The sequence below is a fragment of the Streptomyces tagetis genome (genome assembly GCF_018069565.1).
GTDB classification, from domain to species: domain Bacteria; phylum Actinomycetota; class Actinomycetes; order Streptomycetales; family Streptomycetaceae; genus Streptomyces; species Streptomyces tagetis.
In genome coordinates this window covers 871,890-892,759 of the sequence record NZ_JAGPNL010000001.1, presented here as the reverse complement: position 1 = coordinate 892,759, position 20,870 = coordinate 871,890, and the positions used below count along the sequence as shown (strand labels likewise).

The following is a 20,870-nucleotide window of genomic DNA, read 5'->3' as shown; positions in this document are numbered from 1 at the left end:
CGGCGCTCCTCGTCTGCGGGGGACCGGGGGCCGAGCGGCCCCGTGTTCCCACCCTGCCACAGCGCGGGCGCGGGGGCCCCGTGGGCGGGCGGCGTCCGGGTGGGGCCGTCGACTACGGTTTCGGCCATGACCTCACGCGCGTACGGTGACGCCCCGCCCGCCGCCCCGGAGGCGGGTCCGCCGCCGCGGGCCTGGCGGGAGCGGCGGCGGGCCGCGCCGGGGGACACGGCCGTCGGGGCGCCGCCGCCGGCCGATCCGGCCACCGTCGCCCACCCGCGCGCACGGGAGGTCTGATGCCCCGTCCGTCCCGCCGCCGCCGTCCCGTCACTGTCCTCCCCACGGGGAACATGGCACACTGCCGGCAGACTTGGGCACGTTGGGGAGGCGTGGCGTGAGTGAGCGGCGGGCCGCACCCACGGTGGGCCAGGTGGTGCTGGGCAGACGGCTCCAGGAGCTGCGCGAGCGGGCGGGCATGCGCCGCGAGGAGGCCGCGAAGGTCCTCCGGGTGGCGGCGGCGACGGTACGGCGGATGGAGATGGCCGAGGTCGCCCTGAAGATCCCGTACGTGCAGGTGCTGCTGACGGCGTACGGCGTGCCGGAGGACGAGGTCGGGGCCTTCGTGAAGCTGGCCGAGGACGCCAACCGGCCCGGCTGGTGGCAGCGGTACCACGACGTGCTGCCCGAGTGGTTCAGCCTGTACGTGAGCCTGGAGGGCGCCGCCCGGATCATCCGCTCCTACGAGCCGCACTTCGTGCCCGGACTGCTCCAGACGGAGGAGTACGCGCGGGCGGTGCTGGAGACCGGCACCATCGGCAACGCGGGCGAGGAGGCCGTCGAGCGGCACGTGTCCCTGCGGATGGAGCGCCAGCGGCTGCTGGAGCGGTCCGACCCGCCCCACCTGTGGGTGGTGATGGACGAGACGGTGCTGCGCCGGCCGGTCAGCATCGACGGCTCGGTGATGCGCGGGCAGCTCGACAAGCTGCTGGAGTTCTCCTCCCGGCACCGGGTGACGCTCCAGGTCGCCGAGTTCGAGGACGGCCCGCACCCGGGGACGTACGCGCCCTTCACCCTCTTCCGGTTCGCCGAGCCGGAACTGCCCGACCTGGTCTTCACCGAGTACCTCTCCGGCGCCCTGTACCTGGACTCCCGCACCGAGGTCTCGGCGCACCTGGAGGTGCTGGACCACATGACGGCGCGGGCCGCCTCGACGCAGCGGACCGAGAAGCTCCTCGGCGAGTACCGCGACCGGTACTGAGCCGCCCCCTCCCGTTCCGCCGGGCGCCCCTGACCCGTACGGGCCCCGCGGACGGGTGCGCTCCCGCCCCCGCCCCTAGGTTCGGGGTTCAGGGCGACACAGGGAGCACTCGTGACCGACACGCGGACACCGCCCACCGAGCCGGGCGCGGCGCTGTTGCGCGCGGGGCGGTTCTTCCGGCCCGGCACGGCCTCGCCCGACCTGCACAGCATCGGTCTGGTCGGCGGCCGGGAGGCGGACGCCTTCTACCGGGACCGCTGGAGCCACGACAAGGTCGTCACCTCCACGCACGGCGTCAACTGCACCGGCTCCTGCCGCTGGCAGGTGTACGTCAAGGACGGGATCATCACCTGGGAGGCGCAGGCCACCGACTACCCGTCGGTCGGCCCGGACCGCCCCGAGTACGAGCCGCGCGGCTGCCCCCGGGGCGCGGCGTTCTCCTGGTACACGTACTCGCCCACCCGGGTGCGCCACCCGTACGTGCGCGGGGTGCTGCTGGAGATGTACCGGGAGGCCCGGGAACGGCTCGGCGACCCGGTGCTGGCCTGGGCCGACCTCCAGGGCGACCCCGAGCGGCGGCGCCGCTACCAGCGGGCGCGCGGCAAGGGCGGGCTGGTGCGGGCCACCTGGGAGGAGGCGGTCGAGCTGGTGGCCGCCGCCCATGTGCACACCCTGCGCGCGTACGGGCCGGACCGGATCGCGGGCTTCTCCCCCATCCCGGCGATGTCGATCGTCTCGCACGCGGCCGGTGCCCGCTTCCACTCCCTGATCGGCGCCCCGATGCTGTCGTTCTACGACTGGTACGCCGACCTCCCGGTGGCCTCCCCGCAGGTCTTCGGCGACCAGACGGACGTGCCGGAGTCCGGCGACTGGTGGGACGCCGCCTACCTGATCATGTGGGGTTCGAACGTGCCGGTGACGCGCACGCCGGACGCCCACTGGATGGCGGAGGCCCGCTACCGGGGCCAGAAGGTCGTGGTGGTGGCGCCGGACTACGCGGACAACGCCAAGTTCGCCGACCAGTGGCTGCATCCGCACCCCGGCACGGACGCCGCGCTGGCCCTGGCGATGGGGCACGTGGTGCTCAAGGAGTTCTTCGTCGACCGTGAGACGCCCTTCTTCGACGACTACGTACGGCGCTTCACCGACCTGCCGTTCCTGGTGACGCTCACCGAGCGGGACGGGGCGTACATCCCGGCGAAGTTCCTGCGCGCGGCCGACCTGGGGCAGGAGGGCGAGGACGCGCTGTGGAAGACGGTGGTGCTGGACGAGGCGACGGGGCGCGCGGTGGCCCCGAACGGCTCGCTCGGCTTCCGCTGGAACGAGGCCGACCGGGGCCGCTGGAACCTCGACCTGGGCGATCTTCGGCCCCGGCTGAGCCTGCACGGGCACGAGGCCGCCGCGGGCGTCGAGGTGCTGCTGCCCCGCTTCGACACCGAGGGCGGGGAGCACGGGCAGGGGCGCGGCGACGTACTGCGCCGGGGTGTGCCGGCGACCCGGCTCGGCGGGGCGGACGGGCCGCTGGTGACGACCGTCTTCGACCTGCTGGCCGCGCAGTTCGGCGTGGCGCGGCCGGGGCTGCCCGGTGACTGGCCGGCGTCGTACGAGGACGCGGAGTCGCCCGGCACCCCGGCGTGGCAGGAGACGCACACCTCGGTCACGGCGGCGGCCTGTGTGCGGATCGCCCGGGAGTTCGCGCGGACCGCGGAACGCTCCCGGGGACGCTGCATGATCCTGATGGGCGCGGGGACGAACCACTGGTTCCACTCCGAGACGATCTACCGGTCGTTCCTGGCGCTGCTCCAGCTCACCGGCTGCCAGGGCCGCAACGGCGGCGGCTGGGCGCACTACGTGGGCCAGGAGAAGTGCCGTCCGCTGGCGGGCTGGGCGACGCTGGCCGGCGCGTCGGACTGGGCGCGTCCGCCGCGGCAGATGATCGGCACCGCGTACTGGTTCCTCCACACCGACCAGTGGCGCTACGACCGGTTCGGGGCGGACGTGCTCGCCTCGCCGCTGGGCGAGGGCCGGTTCGCGGGGATGACGGCCGCGGACTGCCTGGCCCTGTCGGCGCGCACCGGCTGGATGCCGTCGTACCCGACCTTCGACCGCAACCCGCTGGAGCTGGGCGAGGTGCCCGGCGACCCGGTGGCGAACGCGGTGGCCGCACTGCGCGCCGGGACGCTGCGGTTCGCGTGCGAGGACCCGGACGCGCCGGAGAACTGGCCGCGGATCGTGACCCTGTGGCGGGCCAACGTGCTGGGCTCCTCCGGGAAGGGCGCCGAGTACTTCACCCGGCACCTGCTGGGCACCCACTCCTCGCTGCGGGCCGACCAGGCGGCGCCCGGGGAGCGTCCCCGGGACGTGGTGTGGCACGAGGAGGCGCCCGAGGGCAAGCTCGACCTGCTGCTGTCGCTGGACTTCCGGCAGACCTCGTCGACGCTGCTGTCGGACGTGGTGCTGCCCGCCGCCACCTGGTACGAGAAGCACGACCTGTCCAGTACGGACATGCATCCCTATGTGCACGCCTTCTCGCCGGCGGTGGACCCGCCGTGGCAGGCGCGGACCGACTTCGAGGCGTTCAAGGCGCTCGCGGAGAAGCTGAGCGAGCTGGCGGCCGGGCACCTCGGGGTGCGCCGGGACCTGGTGGCCACGCCGTTCCAGCACGACACGCCGGGCGAGCTGGCGCAGCCGGGCGGGGTGGTGCGGGACTGGCGGGCCGGGGAGTGCGAGCCGGTTCCCGGGGTGACGATGCCGCACCTGTCGGTGGTGGAGCGGGACTACACGGCCGTCGGCGCGAAGTTCGCCGCGCTGGGGCCGCTGGTGGAGACCGAGGGGCTGCCGGTCAAGGGGGTCACGCTGCGGCCGGACGAGGAGGTGGAGTGGCTGCGGCGCAAGAACGGGGCGGTGCGCGGCGGCCCCGCCGACGGGCGCCCGGCGCTGGACACGGCGGTCAAGGCGGCCGACACGGTCCTCGCCCTGTCCGGGACGACCAACGGGCGGCTGGCGACGCAGGGGTTCCACACGCTGGAGGCGAGGACGGGGCAGCCGATGGCGCACCTGGCCGCCGAGCACGAGGGCCGGCGGATCACGTACGCGGACACGCAGTCGGCGCCGGTGCCGGTGATCACCTCGCCGGAGTGGTCGGGCAGCGAGGCGGGCGGGCGGCGCTACACGGCGTTCACCCAGAACACCGAGCAGCTCAAGCCGTGGCACACGCTCACCGGACGGCAGCACTTCTTCCTGGACCACGACTGGATTCACGAGGTCGGCGAGGCGCTGCCGGTCTACCGGCCGCCGCTGGACATGCACCGCCTCTTCGGCGAGCCGCGGCTCGGCCCGGACGGGGAGCGCGAGGTGACGGTCCGCTACCTCACCCCGCACAACAAGTGGTCCATCCACTCCGAGTACCAGGACAACCTGTTCATGCTGGCGCTCTCCCGGGGCGGGCAGAGCATCTGGATGTCGCCCGAGGACGCGGACGCGATCGGGGTGGCCGACGACGACTGGATCGAGGCGGTCAACCGCAACGGCGTGGTGGTGGCCCGCGCGATCGTCTCGCACCGGATGCCGGCCGGCACGGTCTACATGCACCACGCGCAGGAGCGCACGGTGAACGTGCCGCTGTCGGAGACGACCGGCCGGCGCGGCGGCGTGCACAACTCGCTGACCCGCCTGCTGCTCAAGCCGACCCATCTGATCGGCGGCTACGCCCAGCTCTCCTGGGCGTTCAACTACCTGGGCCCGACGGGCAACCAGCGTGACGAGGTGACGGTGATCCGCCGCCGCGGCCAGGAGGTCGAGTACTGATGCGCCCGATGGCCCAGATCGCCATGGTCATGAATCTCGACAAGTGCATCGGCTGCCACACCTGTTCGGTCACGTGCAAGCAGGCGTGGACCAACCGGCGCGGCATGGAGTACGTCTGGTTCAACAACGTCGAGACCCGCCCCGGCCAGGGCTACCCGCGCCGCTACGAGGACCAGGAGCGGTGGCGCGGCGGCTGGGAGCTGAACCGGCGCGGCGCGCTGCGCCTGAAGGCGGGCGGACGCTTCCGCAAGCTCGCCGGGATCTTCTCCAACCCGCGCCTCCCGGAGATCAAGGACTACTACGAGCCCTGGACGTACGACTACCGGAACCTGACCGACGCCCCGCTGGGCGGCGACTACCCGGTGGCCCGGCCCGTCTCGCAGCTCGACGGCAAGCCGATGAAGATCGGCTGGTCCTCGAACTGGGACGACAACCTGGGCGGCGCCCCCGCCTACGGCGACCTGGACCCGATGGTGGAGCGCGTCCGCCGGGAGGCGTCGGACAAGGTGCGCTTCGCCTACGAGCAGACGTTCATGTTCTACCTGCCGCGCATCTGCGAGCACTGCCTCAACCCCTCGTGCGTGGCGTCCTGTCCGTCGGGGGCGATGTACAAGCGCTCCGAGGACGGCATCGTCCTGGTCGACCAGGACCGCTGCCGGGGCTGGCGGATGTGCGTGACGGGCTGCCCGTACAAGAAGGTGTACTTCAACCACCGCACCGGCAAGGCCGAGAAGTGCACCTTCTGCTACCCGCGGACCGAGGCCGGGCTGCCCACGGTGTGCTCGGAGACCTGCGTGGGCCGGCTGCGCTACCTCGGCGTCGTCCTCTACGACGCCGACAAGGTGGCCGAGGCCGCCGCCACCCCGGACGAACGGGGCCTGTACGAGGCTCAGTTGGGCGTCTTCCTGGACCCGGAGGACCCGGGGGTGCGGCGGGCCTGCGAGGAGGCGGGCATCCCCTACGACTGGCTGGAGGCGGCCCGGCGCTCCCCCGTGCACGCGCTGGTCTGCCGCCACCGGGTGGCGCTGCCCCTGCACCCGGAGTACCGGACGCTGCCGATGGTCTGGTACATCCCGCCGCTCTCCCCGGTGGTGGACGCGCTGACCGACACCGGGCACGACGGGGAGGACCCGGACAACCTGTTCGGCGCGATCGACACGCTGCGCATCCCGCTGGAGTACCTGGCCGAGCTGTTCACCGCCGGGGACGTGGGCCCGGTGCGGGCCTCGCTGGAGAAGCTGGCCGCGATGCGCTCCCACATGCGCGCGGTCAACCTCGGCGAGGAGAGCGACCCCGGGGTCCCGGCCGCCGTGGGGATGGACCCGGCGGACATCGAGGACCTGTACCGGCTGCTGGCCATCGCCAAGTACGAGGAGCGCTACGTCATCCCGACGGCGGCCGTCGGGGACGCGCGGCAACTGGAGGAGTCGGCGGTGCCGGACACGTGCAGCCTGGACCACGAGGGCGGACCCGGCATGGGCGGCGACGGGCCCTTCGGCGTGGACTCGGGGCGCCGCCGGCTGCCGCTGGTGCCGGTGGAGAACTTCCACGTCCTGCGCCGGCGGCAGACCGCCGACGACGAGAGGGAGGCCCCGTGAGCGGGAGTCACGACGTGCTCTACCAGGCCGCCGCGCTCTGCCTCACCTATCCCGACGAGGACTTCCGCGCCCGGCTGCCGCTGCTGCGCGAGGCCGCCCCGCAACTGCGGGAGTTCACCGACCACGCGGCGCTCACCCCCGCGGAGGAGCTGCGGGCGCACTACGTGGAGGTCTTCGACTTCAGGAACCGGCACAGCCTCTACCTGAGCTGGTGGACCGACGGCGACACCCGGCGGCGCGGCATGTCGCTGGTGCGCTTCAAGGAGCTGTACCGCGCCCACGGCCTGGAGTTCACCGGCGAGGAACTGCCCGACTTCCTGCCGGCGGTGCTGGAGTTCACCGCCCGCACCGGTGATCGCGGCCTGCTCGTCGAGCACCGCGACGCGCTGGAGCAGCTCCGCACCCGGCTCACCGCCGCCGGCACGCCCTACGCGCGCGTCCTGGACGCCGTGTGCGCCACCCTGCCGCCCGCCTCCCCCGGAGCCCGCCCGTGACGATCTTCCTCTGGGGCGTCCTGCCCTACGCCGCCTTCGCCCTCCTCGTCGCCGGACTCCTCTGGCGGCACCGCTACGACCGGTTCGGCTGGACCACCCGGTCCTCGCAGGTGTACGAGTCACGGCTGCTCAACATCGCCTCGCCGGTCTTCCATTACGGCATCCTGTTCGTGCTGGCCGGACACCTCATCGGCCTCTTCGTGCCCGCGTCCTGGACCCGCGCGACCGGCGTGAGCGATCACACTTACCACCTGTTCTCCCTCTACGGCGGGACACTGGCGGGGGCGCTCGCGGTCGCCGGGATCGTGATGCTGGTCTACCGGCGCCGCACCCGGGCCCCGGTCTTCCGCGCCACCACCGCCAACGACAAGGTGATGTACGTCTTCCTGCTGGGCGCGATCGTGCTCGGCATGACCGCCAAGCTCTCCGACACCTCCGGCAACGGCTACGACTACCGCGCCACCATCGGGCCCTGGGCGCGCAGCCTGTTCACGCTGCGGCCGGATACGGGGCTGATGGCGGGCGTGCCGGTCCTCTACCACGTGCACGCGGTGGTGGGGATGGTGCTGATCGCGCTGGTGCCGTACACGCGGCTGGTGCACATGTTCAGCGCGCCGGTGCAGTATCTGTTCCGCCCGTACGTCGTCTACCGCTCGCGTGATCCGCGGCGGCTCGGTCCGCGCCCCGACCGGCGGGGCTGGGAGCGGGCCGGGTCCTAGCCGGTCCGGTCCCCTCCCCGCCGGCGGGCCGGGCGGTGCTCAGGCGAGCTTCGCCGAGAGGGTGATGGTGGTACCGGTCAGGGCCGCGCTGACCGGGCAGTTCTTCTTGGCGTCCTCGGCGGCGGCGACGAACGCGTCGTTGTCGATGCCGGGGACGGTGCCCTCGACGGTGAGGTGGATGCCGGTGATGCCCTCACCGGGCTGGAAGCTCACGTCGGCCGAGGTGACGATCTTGGTGGGCGGGGTGCCGGCGCCGGCGAGGCCGTGCGACAGCGCCATCGAGAAGCAACTGGAGTGGGCGGCGGCGATCAGCTCCTCCGGGCTGGTCTTCCCGTTCGCCTGCTCGGCGCGCGAGGGCCACGACACCGGCTGCTGGCCGATGCCGGAGGAGTCGAAGGTGACGACGCCGTTGCCCTCCAGCAGGTTGCCTTCCCAGACGGTGTGTGCGGAGCGCGTGGTTGCCACGGCGGATTCCTTTCGCTTTCGGGCGGTGTGCGGTGGGGACCCGGGTCGGGTTCCCGCTCCATCCGATCACACTCCGGCCCGGCGCACCCGCAAGGCCGTTCCGCCGTCCGCTGAACGCGGGGGCGCGGACGGCGGGTTCGGCGGGTACGGCGGGTGCGGCTGGTGCGTCGGCGGGTGCGGTGTGCGTCAGCGGGGGCCGTCGTCCGGGACGGGGGCCTCGGGCACGGCTCCTCCGGCCACGGCTGCTCCTCGTACGACCGCTTCCGGTACGGCGGCTTCCGGTACGGCGGCTTCCGCCGATGCCGCTTCGGGGGCGGCGGGACGGGGGCCGTTCAGGGGCGTCAGGGGGAGGCCGGACTCGCCGAGCCAGCGGCGCAGCACCCGGTGGACCTCCTCGGCACCGACGATCCCCGCCCCGTCCCCCGGCGCGTCCGGGGTGTCCGAGGTGGTCGTGGTCCTCGCGGTGGGCGCCGACAGGGCGAGCGGGGAGAGCAGGAAGGCCCGCGACTGGGCGCCGCCGAGCCCGCCGTGCGAGCCGATCTGCTCCTCGAAGGCCAGCACCTCGCCGTCGGCCGGGTCGTGGATGGAGTTGACCATGATGTCGGCGGTGTTCGGGAAGGAGTGGGTGCGGCGCACCGCGTCGGCGGCACCGGGGCCGAACGGCGCGAGCGGGCCCGGCTCCTCGTCCAGCCGGTCCAGCGGCACCCGCGCCCCGCGCGCGCCGAGCACCACCCCGCCGTGCTCCTCGCTGCGCACCAGCAGGAAGCCGATGCCGGGATGGTTGGCGAGGGTCGGCAGCAGCGCCGGGTACCGGGCGTGGATCTCCTCCTCGCTCATCCGGTGCGGCACGGCGGGGAAGGAGACCAGGCCGAGGTTGCCGGAGGCCAGCACGATGGGCTCGGAGCGGCGGCCCGCCGGGCGGTAGCGCTCCTCGCCCTCCTCGACCGGCCGGTGCAGCGCGGCCCGGACGGCGGCCCGCGCCTCGGCGCCGCTGCGGGTGCGCCGGGCCCGGCGCGGCACGGGCAGTCCGCAGCCGGCCCGCACCAGGTCGCCGAGGGTCAGTCCGTAGCGGGAGCGGAAGGTTTCGCCGGGGCTCTGGCCGTGGTCGGAGAGGACCACGATCCGGTACTGCCGGGGGGCGTGCTCGGCGACCTTCTCGATCAGCGCGACGGCCCGGTCGAGCCGCTGGAGGACCTTGGCCGTGTCCCGGCTGCGCGGCCCGGAGTGGTGGGCCACCTCGTCGTAGGCGACCAGGTCGGCGTAGACGGCGGTGCGGCCGGCGAGCAGGTCGCCCATGACCGCGGCGACGACGACGTCCCGTTCGACGACGGTGGCGAAGGCCCGGACGAGCGGGTAGAGGCCGCCGCGCGAGACGCGGGGACGCTCCTCGCGCAGCCGGGCGCGGAGCGACTGGGCGATCTCCCGGGCCACCTCGGCGACGAAGGACAGGGCGGTGCGGACCGCGTTGGCCGGATCGGAGAAGTAGGCGAAGTAGCCGGCCCGGGAGCGGGTCTCGCGGCTGCGGCGGCGGGCCGCGATGGAGAGCACGAGGGCCTGTTCGTCGGCGCCGCCGCCGAAGAGGTTGCCCCGGCTGGCGCCGTCGGTGTGCAGCAGCCCGGGGTGGCCCGCGTACCGGGCGGCGCGGCGCTGGAGTTCGGCGGCGCTGGACGGGCGGTTGCAGACCATCACCTCGCCGCTGTGCTTCTCGTACCAGCGGAAGGCGGGGACGTCGTGGTTGCTGCCGTGCAGGATGCCGAGCTGGCTCGCGCCGGTCTGGCTGGACCAGTCGGTGCGCCAGAGGTCGAGCCGGTGGGAGGCGGGCGAGCCGTCCCGGCCCAGCCAGCGGGCCAGGGTCGGCATCAGGCCCTGGCCGACGGCGTCGGTGAGCACGTCGTGGCCGACGCCGTCGAGCTGGAGGAAGACCGTGCCCGGACCGGCGGGGGCGGGCGGGCGGACCCGGCGGCGGCGCCGGTCGGCGAGGCGGTAGAGCCGTCGCCGGTAGGCGTCGTCGTCGCGCACGGCGAGGGCACCGCCGGTCGCGGAGGCCACCGCGGACATCACCGCGGCCACCACCACCGCGGTCTCCGGGGCGACCCCGCCGCGCGCGGCCGGATTGACGTGCAGGGCGAGCAGCAGCAGCCCGCCGTTGAGGAAGAAGACCAGCAGCGCGAGGACGAGCGCCGGCACCAGGAGCAGCAGCCGTACCAGCAGCGGCCACACCAGCGCCGAGAGCACGCCGAAGGCCCCCGCGCCGAAGGCGGCGGTCACCGCGATCTGGGTCGCGCTGTCGCCGTCGGCCGACTGGAGCCGGAAGTCCGGCAGGATGCCGGCGAGCACGAGCATGGTCACGGTGGAGACGGCCCACACCGTGACACTCCGCCCGATCTGGCTGGCGGCCCGGCGCCAACGCCCTCCACCCATCGCTGCGCACACCTCACGTCCCGGCCCGTGGTCGGATCGGGCCCTCACCACCCTGTCACAACGCTCCGGTGTGCCCGTTTGTCCCCCTGGGTCCGGTTCACGCCCCCCGTGCCGCCCGGTCCCCTCCGGGTGAGCCCTCCGGTACGCGGCAGGGGTCAGCGGCCGTCGTACCCCGCCGTCGGCATGGAGAGCCTGCGGTGCACGCACGCCTTCATCCGGGCGTCGTAGGCCGGTTCCGCGTGGCCGACCGTCTCGACGCGGACCCCGCGCCGCGCGCACTCGGCGGTGAACTCCTCCACCGAGGACAGCGCGCACTCCAGGACGCGCAGGCTGGGGGCCACGAAGAGGTCGTGGCCGGGGCGGACGCCGTCCCACAGGGCGTCGTGGTCGCTGCGCAGGGAGCAGACCAGCAGTTCACGGGCGATGACCAGACCGCGTTCTGCGGCCCAGCGGGCGCACATGGCGTGCTGGCTGCGGGAGTCGACCAGGAACGGGTCGTCCTCCAGCCTCTCCAGCGGTGTCAGACTCGCGATCGCCGTCACCCGCACCGGCCTCATGGTCCCCCATCACCTCCCGTTTTCGCCGCCGACCCTACTCCTGGACGTAGGCTTCGGGGAGTCGCGCGAAGGAGGCAAAGGGGTGCCGGTGGAGGTCACCTGGTGGGGTCACGCCACCTGCACGGTAGAGGACTCGGACACACGTGTGATCACCGATCCCCTCTTCGCCCGCAGGCTGGCCCACCTGCGCCGCAGACGGGGCGAGGTGCCGCCGGCGGACGCCCGGCGGGCCGACGTGGCGGTCGTGTCGCACCTGCACGCCGACCATCTGCACGTGCCGTCGCTGGCGCTGCTCGCGCCGGGCACGCGCCTCCTCGTGCCCCGGGGTGCGCCCCAGGCGGTGCCGGGGCTGCGCCGGCTCGGCCATCTGCACCTGCGCGAGATGGCGCCGGGAGACGAGGTCTCCCTCGGTGACCTGCGGGTACGCGCCGTACCGGCGCGTCACGACGGGCGGCGGCTGCCGCTCGGCCCGCACCGCGCGCCCGCGCTCGGCTATGTGATCGAGGGCGAGGCGCGCACGTACTTCGCCGGGGACACCGGTCTCTTCGAGGGCATGGAGGAGGAGGTCGGACCGGTCGACGCGGCCCTGCTGCCGGTGGGCGGCTGGGGTCCGTACCTCGGCCACGGCCACCTCGACGCGGGCCGGGCGGCCGAGGCGGTGGCCCGGCTGGCGCCGCGCAGCGCGGTCCCGGTGCACTACGGCACCTTCTGGCCCATCGGGCTCGACGCCGTGCGCCCCCATGAGTTCCATACGCCGGGTGACGAGTTCGTGCGCCTGTCGGCGATGCGTGCGCCGGGTGTGGCGGTGCACCGGCTGGGGCACGGCGAGAGCACACGGGTGGAGGTCCCCAGGTGAGCTGGCTGGGCGTGCCCGCGAGCATCCCGGCCGAACCGACCCAGCAGGCCCTCGGCTATCCGTCGCTGTTCCTGCTGGTGCTGATCGGCGCGCTGGTGCCGGTGGTGCCGACCGGCGCGCTGGTCAGTTCGGCGGCGGTGGTGGCGGTGCACCAGACGGCGCCGTTCGCGCTGGCGGTGGTCTTCGTGACGGCGTCGCTGGCCGCGTTCCTCGGGGACCTGGCGCTGTACTGGCTGGGGCGGCGCGGGGTCGGTTCGCGCAACGGCTCGCGCTGGCTGGAGGCGATACGGGCGCGGGCGCCGGAGGACCGGCTGACCCAGGCGCGGGAGAAGCTCGCCGAGCACGGGGTGGGCGTGCTGGTGCTCTCCCGGCTGGTGCCGGCGGGCCGTATCCCGGTGATGCTGGCCTGCCTGCTCGCCGGGTGGCCGGTGCGGCGCTTCGCCCGGGGGAACCTTCCGGCGTGCCTGGCGTGGGCGGTGACGTACCAGCTCATCGGCATCCTGAGCGGTTCGCTCTTCGGCAAGCCGTGGGAGGGGGTGGCCGCGGCGGTCGGGCTGACCGTGGTGGTCGGCGCGGCGCCGGGCGTGTGGCGGCGGCTGCGGAGGCCGGCGAAGGCGTAGGCCGGGGGTGACGCGGGGGTGCGTCGGGTGGCGCGCGGGTGCGTGGGGTGGTGCGGGGACCGCGGGGCGCGGGCGTGCGCTACTCCAGTACGCGGGAGGCGCCGATGGGGAGGTCCCACAGGTCCTCGCGGGGCAGGCCGGCCGCCTCCCAGGCGGCGCGCACGCGGGTGAGCGGTTCGAGGACCGGTTCCGCGGAGAGGACGAACGTGCCCCAGTGCATGGGCGCCATCCGGCGGGCCCCGACGTCCCGGGCGGCGCGGACCGCCTCCTCCGGGTCGCAGTGCACGTCGCGCAGCCACCAGCGGGGGTCGTAGGCGCCGATGGGCAGCAGGGCGAGGTCGATGCCGGGGTAGCGGCGGCCGATGCGGCCGAACCAGTGGCCGTATCCGGTGTCGCCGGCGAAGTAGACGCGGCGGCCGTCCGGCGCGGTGAGGACCCAGCCGCCCCACAGCGTGCGGCAGGTGTCGGTGAGGCTGCGCTTGGACCAGTGGTGGGCGGGCACGAAGTCGAAGCGGACCCCGCCGAGCGCCGCCGCCTCCCACCAGTCCAGTTCGGTGACGCGGGTGAAGCGGCGGCGGTGGAACCAGCGGCCGAGCCCGGCCGGCGCGAACACCGGGGTCTCGCGCGGGAGCCGGCGCAGGGTGGGCGCGTCCAGGTGGTCGTAGTGGTTGTGGCTGATGACGACGGCGTCGACGCGCGGCAGGGCCTCCCAGGCGACGCCCACCGGGGTGACGCGGGCGGGGGTGCCGAGGATGCGGCGGGACCACACCGGGTCGGTGAGCACGGTGAGCCCGCCTATGCGCACCACCCAGCTCGCGTGCCCCACCCAGGTGACGGCGACGGCGCGGGTGCCGACGCGCGGCAGCGGTCCGGGCTCGTACGGCAGCCGGGGGATGTCCGCGAGCCCCGCGGGGCCGGGTCTGACCGCGCCCTCGCGGGCGAACCGGGCGAAGGCCCGCAGTCCCGGCAGCGGGGCGGTGAGCCGGTCGTGGAAGGCCCGCGGCCACACCCGGCGTTCGGCCGGCGGCCGGGGCTCGGCGAGCGGCGGGTAGGGGGCGGGCGCGGTGGTGGCGCCCTCGCGGGCGGGGAGGCTGCCGCTCGGGACCGGCCGGGACTGCTGCGTCATCGAAGGGGCTCCCATCGCTGAGCGTCGCGGAGATCGTCGAAGACCGACTGCACAGCGGTCAACGCGTCGTGCACGTGGGGCAGTTCCAGGGGGTCGGGGGCGGTGAGGCACCGGGCGCGCAGCGTGTCGGTGGCGCCGGTGAGCGAGCCGGTGGAGAGGCGGACGCGCAGGGCCTGGAGATCGTCGCCGAAGCGGTGGCCGCCCGGGGCGGGCATGCCGAGCCGGGCGGTGAGGTGGTCCTCCAGTTCCTGCGCGTCGCCGACCCCGCGTGTGGCGAGCGCGTCGCGCAGGGGGGAGAGGTCGGCGTAGAGCTGGCGGCCGGCCTGCGGGGGCCGGGCGGTGGCGCCCGCGCCGGTCACGGCGGTGTGCAGGGCGGCGGTGAGGCGCGCGTGCAGGCGTACGGCGGCGGACCGGCGCTCGGTGACCGGCTCGGGTTCGGCGAGGGCGTACCCGGCCGCGGCGGCGACGGGCGGGGCGAGGCGGGCGCCGAGCGCGGTGAGGACGTCCAGCACGCGCGCGTGCAGCCGTCTTCCCGTGGGTGTGCCGGGCAGGCGGGCGACGGCGGCGGGCCAGCCCGCGGGGAGCAGGGCGCCGGCCAGGTCGGTGACGACGCTCACCCGGCCGGGCAGCATCTCGGCGGGGCTGAGCAGCACCGTGGCGCGCGGGTCGTGCAGGGTGTCGCGCCAGGTCTCGTCGCTGACCAGGTGCAGTCCCTCGTCCGCGGCGGCGAGGGCGGCCTCGTGGAGCAGGTCGGGCGGGGCGACGGTGCCGGTGGGGTCGTCGGCGACCGAGAGCACCAGCAGGCGGGGGTCGCCGCCCTCGGCACGGACCCGGCGCACGGTCTCCAGCAGGGCGTACGGGTCGGGGACGCCGCCGGACTCGGCCGGGGTCGGCACGTGGAAGACGGGCCGGCCCAGCAGTCGCGCGTACGGGGCCCACCAGGCGGCGCAGGGGCGGGGCACGAGGACGTCTCCGCCGAGCGCGGCGGTCAGCGCGACCAGCAGGGCGTTGGCGCCGGGCGCGGCGGCCACGGGGCTGGTCCCGGCGGGCAGTCCGCGCCGGTCCCAGTAGCCGTGGGCGGCGTCGAGCAGTGCGGGGGCGCCGCCGGCCGGTTCGTCGTCGCCCCGGCCCGCGGCGGCGGCGAGGACGGCGGCGAGTTCGGGCAGGACCGGGAGTCCGTCGCGGGGGAGCGGCGGACCGTAGCGGACGGGGCCGTGCCCCTCGGGGTCCGTCCGCCGCATGCGTACCTCCACGCCGTCCGTGGTGCCGTCGCCCACCGCCGTTGCCGTCCGGCGGTGATCGGGGTGGTGATCGGGGTCGTGATCGGGCTCGTGATCGGGGCGCCGGTCGTGCTCCAAGTACCCACCGTGCCGCCCCCTCATGGCTGCGGTCCCTGTCGCGTGGACCACGGCGCCCGCCCGCTCCGGCTCAGCGCTCCCCGCCGCCCCGGCGCGTACGGGGGCGCAGCCGGTGCGCGGCACCGCCGAGCGCGCCCGCGATCAGCACTCCCCCGGCGGCGAGGGCGGGCACGGAGCCGGTGAAGGCGCCGCCCTGTCCGGCCCGTACGCCGTGCTCCGGCGAGGTGGTGGCGCAGGAGCCGCGCGGGGTGGCTCCGCCGGGCCGGCCGTGCGGAGTGGGGGTGTCGTGGGACTCGTCGTGCGGGGAGGTGGGGCACGGGGGTTCCGGGGTGCCGCAGGGGTCGCCGGGGGTGGGATGCGTGGGGTGTGTGGGGCAGGTGGGGCGGGTGGTGCCCTGGGGCAGGGCCGAGGTGGCGGCCCAGGGCGCGTCCTCGCCGGGTTCGGCGCCCCAGAGCGCGTCGTCGCCGGGTACGGGTGGGCAGCCGCCGTCCGCCGCCCGGTCGGGGCCGGGGGCGCCGAGGAGGTCGTCGTCGCCGTCGTCGGCGGGCAGGCCGTAGGCGTCGCGGGCTCGGGTGCCGGGGGCGGCGGTGTCCGGGTCCGGGTCGGGTGCGGTGGTCTCCGGGTCGGGTGCGGTGGTGTCCGTGGCGGCCGGGCCGGACGGGGCGCCGGTGACGGCGAGGGCGCGGGTGGTGCCGGCGTAGGCGGGGTCGGGGGCGGGCGCGTCCGCGCCGGGGAGCGTGTGCCAGGCGGCGGGGTCCTCCCCGGGTACGGGCGGATCGGCGTCGGGGATCTCGGGGACCGGATCGCAGGGCAGCGGGTCGGTGGCGGCCGGGCCGGGTACGGCGGCGTCGGCCGGGTGCGCGGGGAGGCCCGTGTCCGCCGGTGCGGTGCCCGCGAAGACGCCGAGGGCGGCGCCGGCGAACAGGGTGGTGACGAGGGCGCGGGCGGTGCCGCGCGCGGGTCCGGCGGTGCGGCGCATGGGACGGGCTCCTTCGGGCGACGGCCGTGGGGCACGGTCCTCGCACCCCACGCCATCACAGCCCGTCCCGGCGTCCGGCGCCCGCCACCGTGCGCCGTTCGCGGGACCGGCCCGCCCGGCCGGGTGACGACCGGCCCGGGGGGCGGGTTCGGGGAGGGCGGGCCGGGCGGGCCCCGGGGCGGGGTGTACGTCCGTCAGGCCGCCGGGTCGCGGAGGACCTGGTCGCGGACGCGGTGGCAGGAGCGGGTGATCAGCCGGGAGACGTGCATCTGGGAGATGCCGAACCGCTCGGCGATGCGGCTCTGGGTCATGTCGTCGAAGAAGCGCATGTAGAGGATGGCGCGTTCGCGCTCCGGCAGCGCGGCCAGGCGTGCCCGGACGGCCTCGCGGTCGACGACGGTGTCCAGGGCCGGATCGGGGGCACCGAGGGCGTCGGCGAGCGAGGAGCCGTCCCCGGTACCGGGGAGCCCCGCGTCCAGGGAGAGGGCGGTGAGGTTCTCCAGGGCCTCCAGTCCGGCGCGTACGTCGTCCTCGTCGAGGCCGGTGTGCGCGGCCAGTTCGGGGACGGTGGGCCGGCGGCGGCCCGGGTCGCTCTGGGCGAGTTCGTGGAGGGCGTCGCGGACCCGTCGGCGCAGCTCCTGGGCGCGGCGCGGTACGTGCAGGGTCCACAGGTGGTCGCGGAAGTGGCGCTTGATCTCGCCGGTGACGGTCGGCACGGCGTAGCTCTCGAAGGCGCTGCCGCGCCCGGGGTCGTACCGGTCGACGGCCTTGACCAGGCCGAGGGCGGCGACCTGGCGGAGGTCCTCGATGCTCTCGCCTCGGTCGCGGAAGCGTCCGGCGAGCCGTTCGGCCATGGGCAGCCAGGCCGCCACGACGCGGTCGCGGAGCGCGTCCCGCTCCGCTCCGGGAGGCAGCGCCGCCAGGCGGCGGAAGGCGTCGGCGGTGTCGGGGGCGTCGTCGTGCGGGTGCTTCGCGCCCGCTGCGGTCTGCATGGTGCCTCGCCACTTCCTTCGGGGCGGGCCGGCCGGCGCACCGGTCCGGCGGCGCGGGCGGCACCCGGCGCGGCACGGCGGCCGGACGGGTGCGGGGCGGGCGCCGACGGGCGCGACGGCACGGCCCTCGGTTCGGGCGGTCACCGTGGGAGGGCGTTCCGGTCCGGGACGGACGCGTCCGGGCCGGCGTGGCGCCGCTCCCACGGACGTGCCTCCTGTCCGAAGCACTGGCCTGCGCCTGCCCGCCCCTCCGGCCGCCAAACCTCCGGCGGCTTCGCCGTCCGGTCAGCGGCCGGCGGGGAGATCGGCCGACGCGGGGGCCACGGACGCGGACGCGGCCGGGGCGGAGGCGGCCGAGGCAGGGGCGGAGGCGGCCGAGGCAGGGGCGGAGGCGGTGGCCGAGGCGGCGGAGGCGTGGGCCTCAGGCGTCGAGGCGGTCGGCGCGGAAGCCGCAGGCGCGGAAGCCGTCGGGGCGGGGGCCGCGGGCGGCTCGGCGGTCGGTGCGGGCGCCGTGGGCGCGGAGGCGGTCGACGCGGAGGCGGTCGGCTCCGGAGGGGTGGGGGGTGGGTCCTCAGGGGGTGGGGGGTCGGGCCGCGGCAGCATCAGGTCCTCGTACCGGCCGAGGGCGAGCACCACGCCGAGCATGAGGACCGGGATGAACACAGCGAGCACCGCCATGATCCGTCCTTCCCGACAGGGTGGGCGTGGGGGTGACGGGGGGCCGGGTTCCCCAACAGACCCGGACAAACCGCCACCTACTCGAACAGATAAGGCGGCACAGGGAAAACGGAGCGTGCCCATCCGGGGGAATCCGTGTCGGCCCGCCCCGGTCGGGTACGCGGTCGGCACCCCTGAGGATGTGGAGGGAGACATGCAGCGAGGCAGTGACCGGTTGAGCGTCCACCGCGACGACGAGATGAAGCACGAACTACAGGGCCTGCTCCGGTCCGGGCACCCCACGCGCACCGAGGAGTGGAACGACCCGGAGCCGACCGCCGAGGACGATCCCGACGTCGTGAACGGTCCCGTGACGCCGGGGCGCGGACCGTCGTACCTGGAGGCGCTCCGGCTCGAACTGGCCCGGAACCTGACCCGCGGCACCTTTCCCGCGGGCCCCCGGGAGCTGGGCCGTGTCCTGCGCCGGGGCAACGCGCCCGACGCCCTCGTCGACGGCCTGCGGCGGCTGCCCCACAAGGCCCGCTACGGCAACGTGCAGGAGCTGGCGCTGGCCCTGACCGAGAGCGGCCGGTCCGGACCTCCCGCGCCCGGCGTCGCGTAGACGGCCGCGAGGAGCGCGGTGGCGGGTGGGAGCCCCGCGCGGGCGGCGTGCCGTGACACGCCCGGACGTGTCCCGACGGCGCCTCGGAGCGCCCCGACACGCCGGTACGAGGCACGCGACACGCCGCCGCACCTCACTGCACACGGGCGCCCGACACGACGACACGCCACATGACGCACGACGTACGACACACGACGTACGACACCCGAGATGCCCACAACGTGCCACGAGAGGATGACGAACCTGATGCGCATCGCATTTCTGACCGCGCCCGAGGGCGTGGAGCAGGTCGAGCTGACCGAGCCGTGGCGGGCGGCGAAGGACGCGGGGCACGAACCCGTCCTGGTCTCGACCCGCCCGGGTGAGATCCAGGCATTCGACCACCTCGACAAGGCGGACACCTTCCCCGTGGACGAGGTGGCCGCGAAGACCTCGGCCGACGCGTTCGGCGCGCTGGTGCTGCCCGGCGGCGTCGCCAACCCGGACTTCCTGCGCACCGACGAGTCGGCGGTGTCGTTCGTGAAGGGGTTCTTCGAACGGGGCCGTCCGGTGGCGGCGATCTGTCACGCCCCCTGGACGCTGATCGAGGCGGACGTGGTCCGCGGCCGGGTGCTGACGTCCTGGCCGAGCCTTCGGACCGATCTGCGCAACGCGGGCGCCACCTGGGTCGACGAGCGGGTCAAGGTCTGCGACCACGCGCCGAGCACGCTGATCACCAGCCGCAAGCCGGCCGACCTGAAGGCGTTCTGCGAGACCTTCCTCGCGGAGTTCGCCAAGACCCAGGCCCACGTCTGACAGAACAGCACACAGAACGGAACACCGCCCCCACCGCCGGCCGGATCAGCCGGCGGTGGGGGCGGTGTGCTCTCCGGAGTGGCGTTCGCGGGCGCCCTCGCGGGTGCGGCCGGAGGCGACCGGGCGGCGCGGATTGCGGCGCAGCCACTCGCCCTCCAACTGCGCCATGCGCGCGTTGTGCGCCCGCAGCGCGTCGTCCGACCCGTACAGCAGGGTGTCGTGCCGCGTGCGGTGGATGGTCTCCAGCTCCTTCATGAGCTGCTGGTCGTCCAGGCGCCCCGGGTCCACTCCGGTCATGGTGTCGTCCCACGTGTCGTGTTCGTTCATGCGGCCCGGGTACCCGCCCCGGAGCAGTACCACCCCCGAGCGGCACCCGGGAGGGAGCCATGGATCTCGCGTTTCTGCACCCGCTCTACGAACATCCGGGACCCTGGGCCTCCGTCTACGTCGACCTGTCCCGGCACACGCAGGACACCTCGCACGAGCGGGAGCTGACGGCCGCCGCTCTCGCCCGTGAGCTGGCCGGGCAGGGGGCGGACGACGCGACCTGCGACGCCGTGCGGGAGGCGCTGACCGCGTTGCGCCACTCCACCGATCCGCACGGGCGGGCCCTCTTCGCGCGGGCCGGGCAGGTGATCCTCGACCCGCCGCTGGCCCGCCCCCCGCAGGCCGGGAACTCGGCGCGCTGGGCGCCGCTGCCGCATGTGGCGCCGCTGCTGGAGCTGGCCGGCGAGGACCCGCTGTGCGTGGTGGCCTACGCGGACCACAGGGGCGCCGCGTTCGAGCTGCGCAGCGCGCTGGGCAGTTGGGACGCGGGCACGGTGAGCGGCCGGCAGTGGCCGATACACCGCACCGGCACCGTCGACTGGTCCGAGCGGCACTTCCAGCTCCGGGTGGAGAACACCTGGGAGCACAACGCGGCCGAGGTCGCGGACGCGCTCGCCGCCTGCCAGGAGGAGACCGGCGCCGATCTGCTGATCCTGGTGGGCGACGACCGGGAACGGCGGTCCGTGCACGAGCGGCTGCCCAAGCGGCTCCAGGAGCGGATCGTGGAGACCCGGCGGGGCAGCGGCAGCCGGCTGCTCGACGAGGACGTGGAGCGGCTGCGCGACGACCACGTGCGGGAGCGGGCCCGGGAGGACCTGGAACGGTTCCTGGCCGCCCGCTCGCCGGACGACGACGGCCGGGCCGGCGCGGCCGAGGGCGTGCCCGCGCTGGTGGCGGCGGCCCGGGAGCACCGGATCGACGAGCTGCTGGTCATCCCGGACGCGCCGGACACCCACCGCGAGGTGTGGATCGGCGAGGACCCGGACCAGCTCGCGGTGCGGCGTACGGAGCTGCGGACGCTCGGCGAGCAGGACGCCTGGTCGGCCCGTGCGGACGACGCGCTGCTGCGCTCCGCGGTGATGACGGGCGCCCCGGCGATCTCGGTGGTGCCGGCCCTGCCGCACGAGGCGGCGGACGACGTCCCGGTCGGCGGCCTGGGCGCCCTGCTCCGCTGGCGGTAGGGCGACGGCGCCTCCCCCTCCCTCCAGGACGGACCCCGACC

General features: G+C 75.2%; 20 protein-coding genes. 11 read left to right on the top strand and 9 right to left on the bottom strand.

Annotation, left to right across the window (positions count from 1 at the left end; all coding sequences use genetic code 11):
* Nucleotides 1-126 precede the first annotated feature (126 nt).
* The 6 genes from J5Y05_RS03810 (at nt 127) to narI (ending at nt 7,873) form a co-directional block, all read left to right on the top strand.
* On the top strand, nt 127-294 hold the full coding sequence (locus tag J5Y05_RS03810; RefSeq protein ID WP_210868294.1) for a hypothetical protein: 168 nt from the start codon (nt 127-129) through the stop codon (nt 292-294).
* 97 nt (nt 295-391) lie between these two features.
* The gene (locus J5Y05_RS03805; RefSeq protein ID WP_210868293.1) at nt 392-1,255 is read left to right on the top strand and encodes a Sco1979 family transcriptional regulator; all 864 of its coding nucleotides are present in this window, start codon (nt 392-394) and stop codon (nt 1,253-1,255) included.
* A gap of 111 nt (nt 1,256-1,366) precedes the next feature.
* Nucleotides 1,367-5,062, top strand: coding sequence for a nitrate reductase subunit alpha (locus tag J5Y05_RS03800; protein WP_210868292.1), 3,696 nt, complete (start codon nt 1,367-1,369; stop codon nt 5,060-5,062).
* Complete coding sequence (gene narH / locus J5Y05_RS03795; protein WP_210868291.1) at nt 5,062-6,660, top strand: nitrate reductase subunit beta; 1,599 nt, start codon at nt 5,062-5,064, stop codon at nt 6,658-6,660. The genes J5Y05_RS03800 and narH overlap by 1 nt, the downstream gene beginning before the upstream one ends.
* Nucleotides 6,657-7,154 carry a nitrate reductase molybdenum cofactor assembly chaperone gene (gene narJ, locus J5Y05_RS03790; RefSeq protein WP_210868290.1) on the top strand — a complete coding sequence of 166 codons (498 nt, stop codon included), beginning with the start codon at nt 6,657-6,659 and terminating at the stop codon, nt 7,152-7,154. The genes narH and narJ overlap by 4 nt, the downstream gene beginning before the upstream one ends.
* Nucleotides 7,151-7,873 (top strand): respiratory nitrate reductase subunit gamma, encoded by a 723-nt coding sequence (narI, locus tag J5Y05_RS03785; RefSeq protein WP_210868289.1) that lies wholly within the window; start codon nt 7,151-7,153, stop codon nt 7,871-7,873. Before narJ ends, narI begins: the two co-directional genes overlap by 4 nt.
* Nucleotides 7,874-7,912: 39 nt before the next feature.
* Here the strand turns inward: narI and J5Y05_RS03780 are convergent, their stop codons facing one another.
* The 3 genes from J5Y05_RS03780 to J5Y05_RS03770 all read right to left on the bottom strand — a co-directional run bounded on the left by J5Y05_RS03780 (nt 7,913) and on the right by J5Y05_RS03770 (nt 11,316).
* Nucleotides 7,913-8,338, bottom strand: a complete 426-nt coding sequence (locus J5Y05_RS03780) for an OsmC family protein (RefSeq protein ID WP_210868288.1) — start codon at nt 8,336-8,338, stop codon at nt 7,913-7,915.
* Nucleotides 8,339-8,524: 186 nt separating this feature from the next.
* Nucleotides 8,525-10,759 (bottom strand): alkaline phosphatase family protein, encoded by a 2,235-nt coding sequence (locus J5Y05_RS03775; RefSeq protein WP_210868287.1) that lies wholly within the window; start codon nt 10,757-10,759, stop codon nt 8,525-8,527.
* A 155-nt stretch (nt 10,760-10,914) separates the two neighbouring features.
* Complete coding sequence (locus J5Y05_RS03770) at nt 10,915-11,316, bottom strand: hypothetical protein (RefSeq protein WP_210868286.1); 402 nt, start codon at nt 11,314-11,316, stop codon at nt 10,915-10,917.
* 82 nt (nt 11,317-11,398) lie between these two features.
* Here J5Y05_RS03770 and J5Y05_RS03765 point away from each other — a divergent pair, with 82 nt between their 5' ends.
* Both J5Y05_RS03765 and J5Y05_RS03760 read left to right on the top strand, forming a co-directional pair.
* Nucleotides 11,399-12,172, top strand: a complete 774-nt coding sequence (locus J5Y05_RS03765; protein ID WP_210868285.1) for an MBL fold metallo-hydrolase — start codon at nt 11,399-11,401, stop codon at nt 12,170-12,172.
* Nucleotides 12,169-12,792, top strand: coding sequence for a DedA family protein (locus tag J5Y05_RS03760; protein ID WP_210868284.1), 624 nt, complete (start codon nt 12,169-12,171; stop codon nt 12,790-12,792). The genes J5Y05_RS03765 and J5Y05_RS03760 overlap by 4 nt, the downstream gene beginning before the upstream one ends.
* Before the next feature lie 79 nt (nt 12,793-12,871).
* Here J5Y05_RS03760 and J5Y05_RS03755 read toward each other — a convergent pair whose 3' ends face one another.
* The 5 genes from J5Y05_RS03755 to J5Y05_RS03735 form a co-directional block, all read right to left on the bottom strand.
* On the bottom strand, nt 12,872-13,918 hold the full coding sequence (locus J5Y05_RS03755) for an MBL fold metallo-hydrolase (RefSeq protein ID WP_210868283.1): 1,047 nt from the start codon (nt 13,916-13,918) through the stop codon (nt 12,872-12,874).
* The gene (locus tag J5Y05_RS03750; RefSeq protein WP_210869679.1) at nt 13,915-15,159 is read right to left on the bottom strand and encodes an aminotransferase class I/II-fold pyridoxal phosphate-dependent enzyme; all 1,245 of its coding nucleotides are present in this window, start codon (nt 15,157-15,159) and stop codon (nt 13,915-13,917) included. Before J5Y05_RS03750 ends, J5Y05_RS03755 begins: the two co-directional genes overlap by 4 nt.
* 187 nt (nt 15,160-15,346) lie before the next feature.
* A complete protein-coding gene (locus tag J5Y05_RS03745; protein WP_210868282.1) occupies nt 15,347-16,255 on the bottom strand; it encodes a hypothetical protein in 909 nt (302 codons plus the stop codon).
* Nucleotides 16,256-16,449: 194 nt separating this feature from the next.
* The gene (locus tag J5Y05_RS03740; RefSeq protein ID WP_210868281.1) at nt 16,450-17,247 is read right to left on the bottom strand and encodes a SigB/SigF/SigG family RNA polymerase sigma factor; all 798 of its coding nucleotides are present in this window, start codon (nt 17,245-17,247) and stop codon (nt 16,450-16,452) included.
* Nucleotides 17,248-17,532: 285 nt separating this feature from the next.
* Nucleotides 17,533-17,925 (bottom strand): hypothetical protein, encoded by a 393-nt coding sequence (locus J5Y05_RS03735; RefSeq protein WP_210868280.1) that lies wholly within the window; start codon nt 17,923-17,925, stop codon nt 17,533-17,535.
* 193 nt (nt 17,926-18,118) lie between these two features.
* Between J5Y05_RS03735 and J5Y05_RS03730 the strand changes: the two genes are divergently transcribed.
* Both J5Y05_RS03730 and J5Y05_RS03725 read left to right on the top strand, forming a co-directional pair.
* Nucleotides 18,119-18,526 carry a DUF2795 domain-containing protein gene (locus tag J5Y05_RS03730; RefSeq protein WP_210868279.1) on the top strand — a complete coding sequence of 136 codons (408 nt, stop codon included), beginning with the start codon at nt 18,119-18,121 and terminating at the stop codon, nt 18,524-18,526.
* A gap of 246 nt (nt 18,527-18,772) precedes the next feature.
* Nucleotides 18,773-19,321 (top strand): type 1 glutamine amidotransferase domain-containing protein, encoded by a 549-nt coding sequence (locus J5Y05_RS03725; protein WP_210868278.1) that lies wholly within the window; start codon nt 18,773-18,775, stop codon nt 19,319-19,321.
* Nucleotides 19,322-19,366: 45 nt separating this feature from the next.
* On the opposite strand, the gene J5Y05_RS03720 is transcribed toward J5Y05_RS03725, so the two are convergent.
* Complete coding sequence (locus J5Y05_RS03720; RefSeq protein WP_210868277.1) at nt 19,367-19,648, bottom strand: DUF6158 family protein; 282 nt, start codon at nt 19,646-19,648, stop codon at nt 19,367-19,369.
* A 59-nt stretch (nt 19,649-19,707) separates the two neighbouring features.
* Here J5Y05_RS03720 and J5Y05_RS03715 point away from each other — a divergent pair, with 59 nt between their 5' ends.
* Entirely contained in the window at nt 19,708-20,829 is a 1,122-nt protein-coding gene (locus tag J5Y05_RS03715) for a baeRF2 domain-containing protein (RefSeq protein ID WP_210868276.1), read from the top strand.
* Nucleotides 20,830-20,870 lie beyond the last annotated feature (41 nt).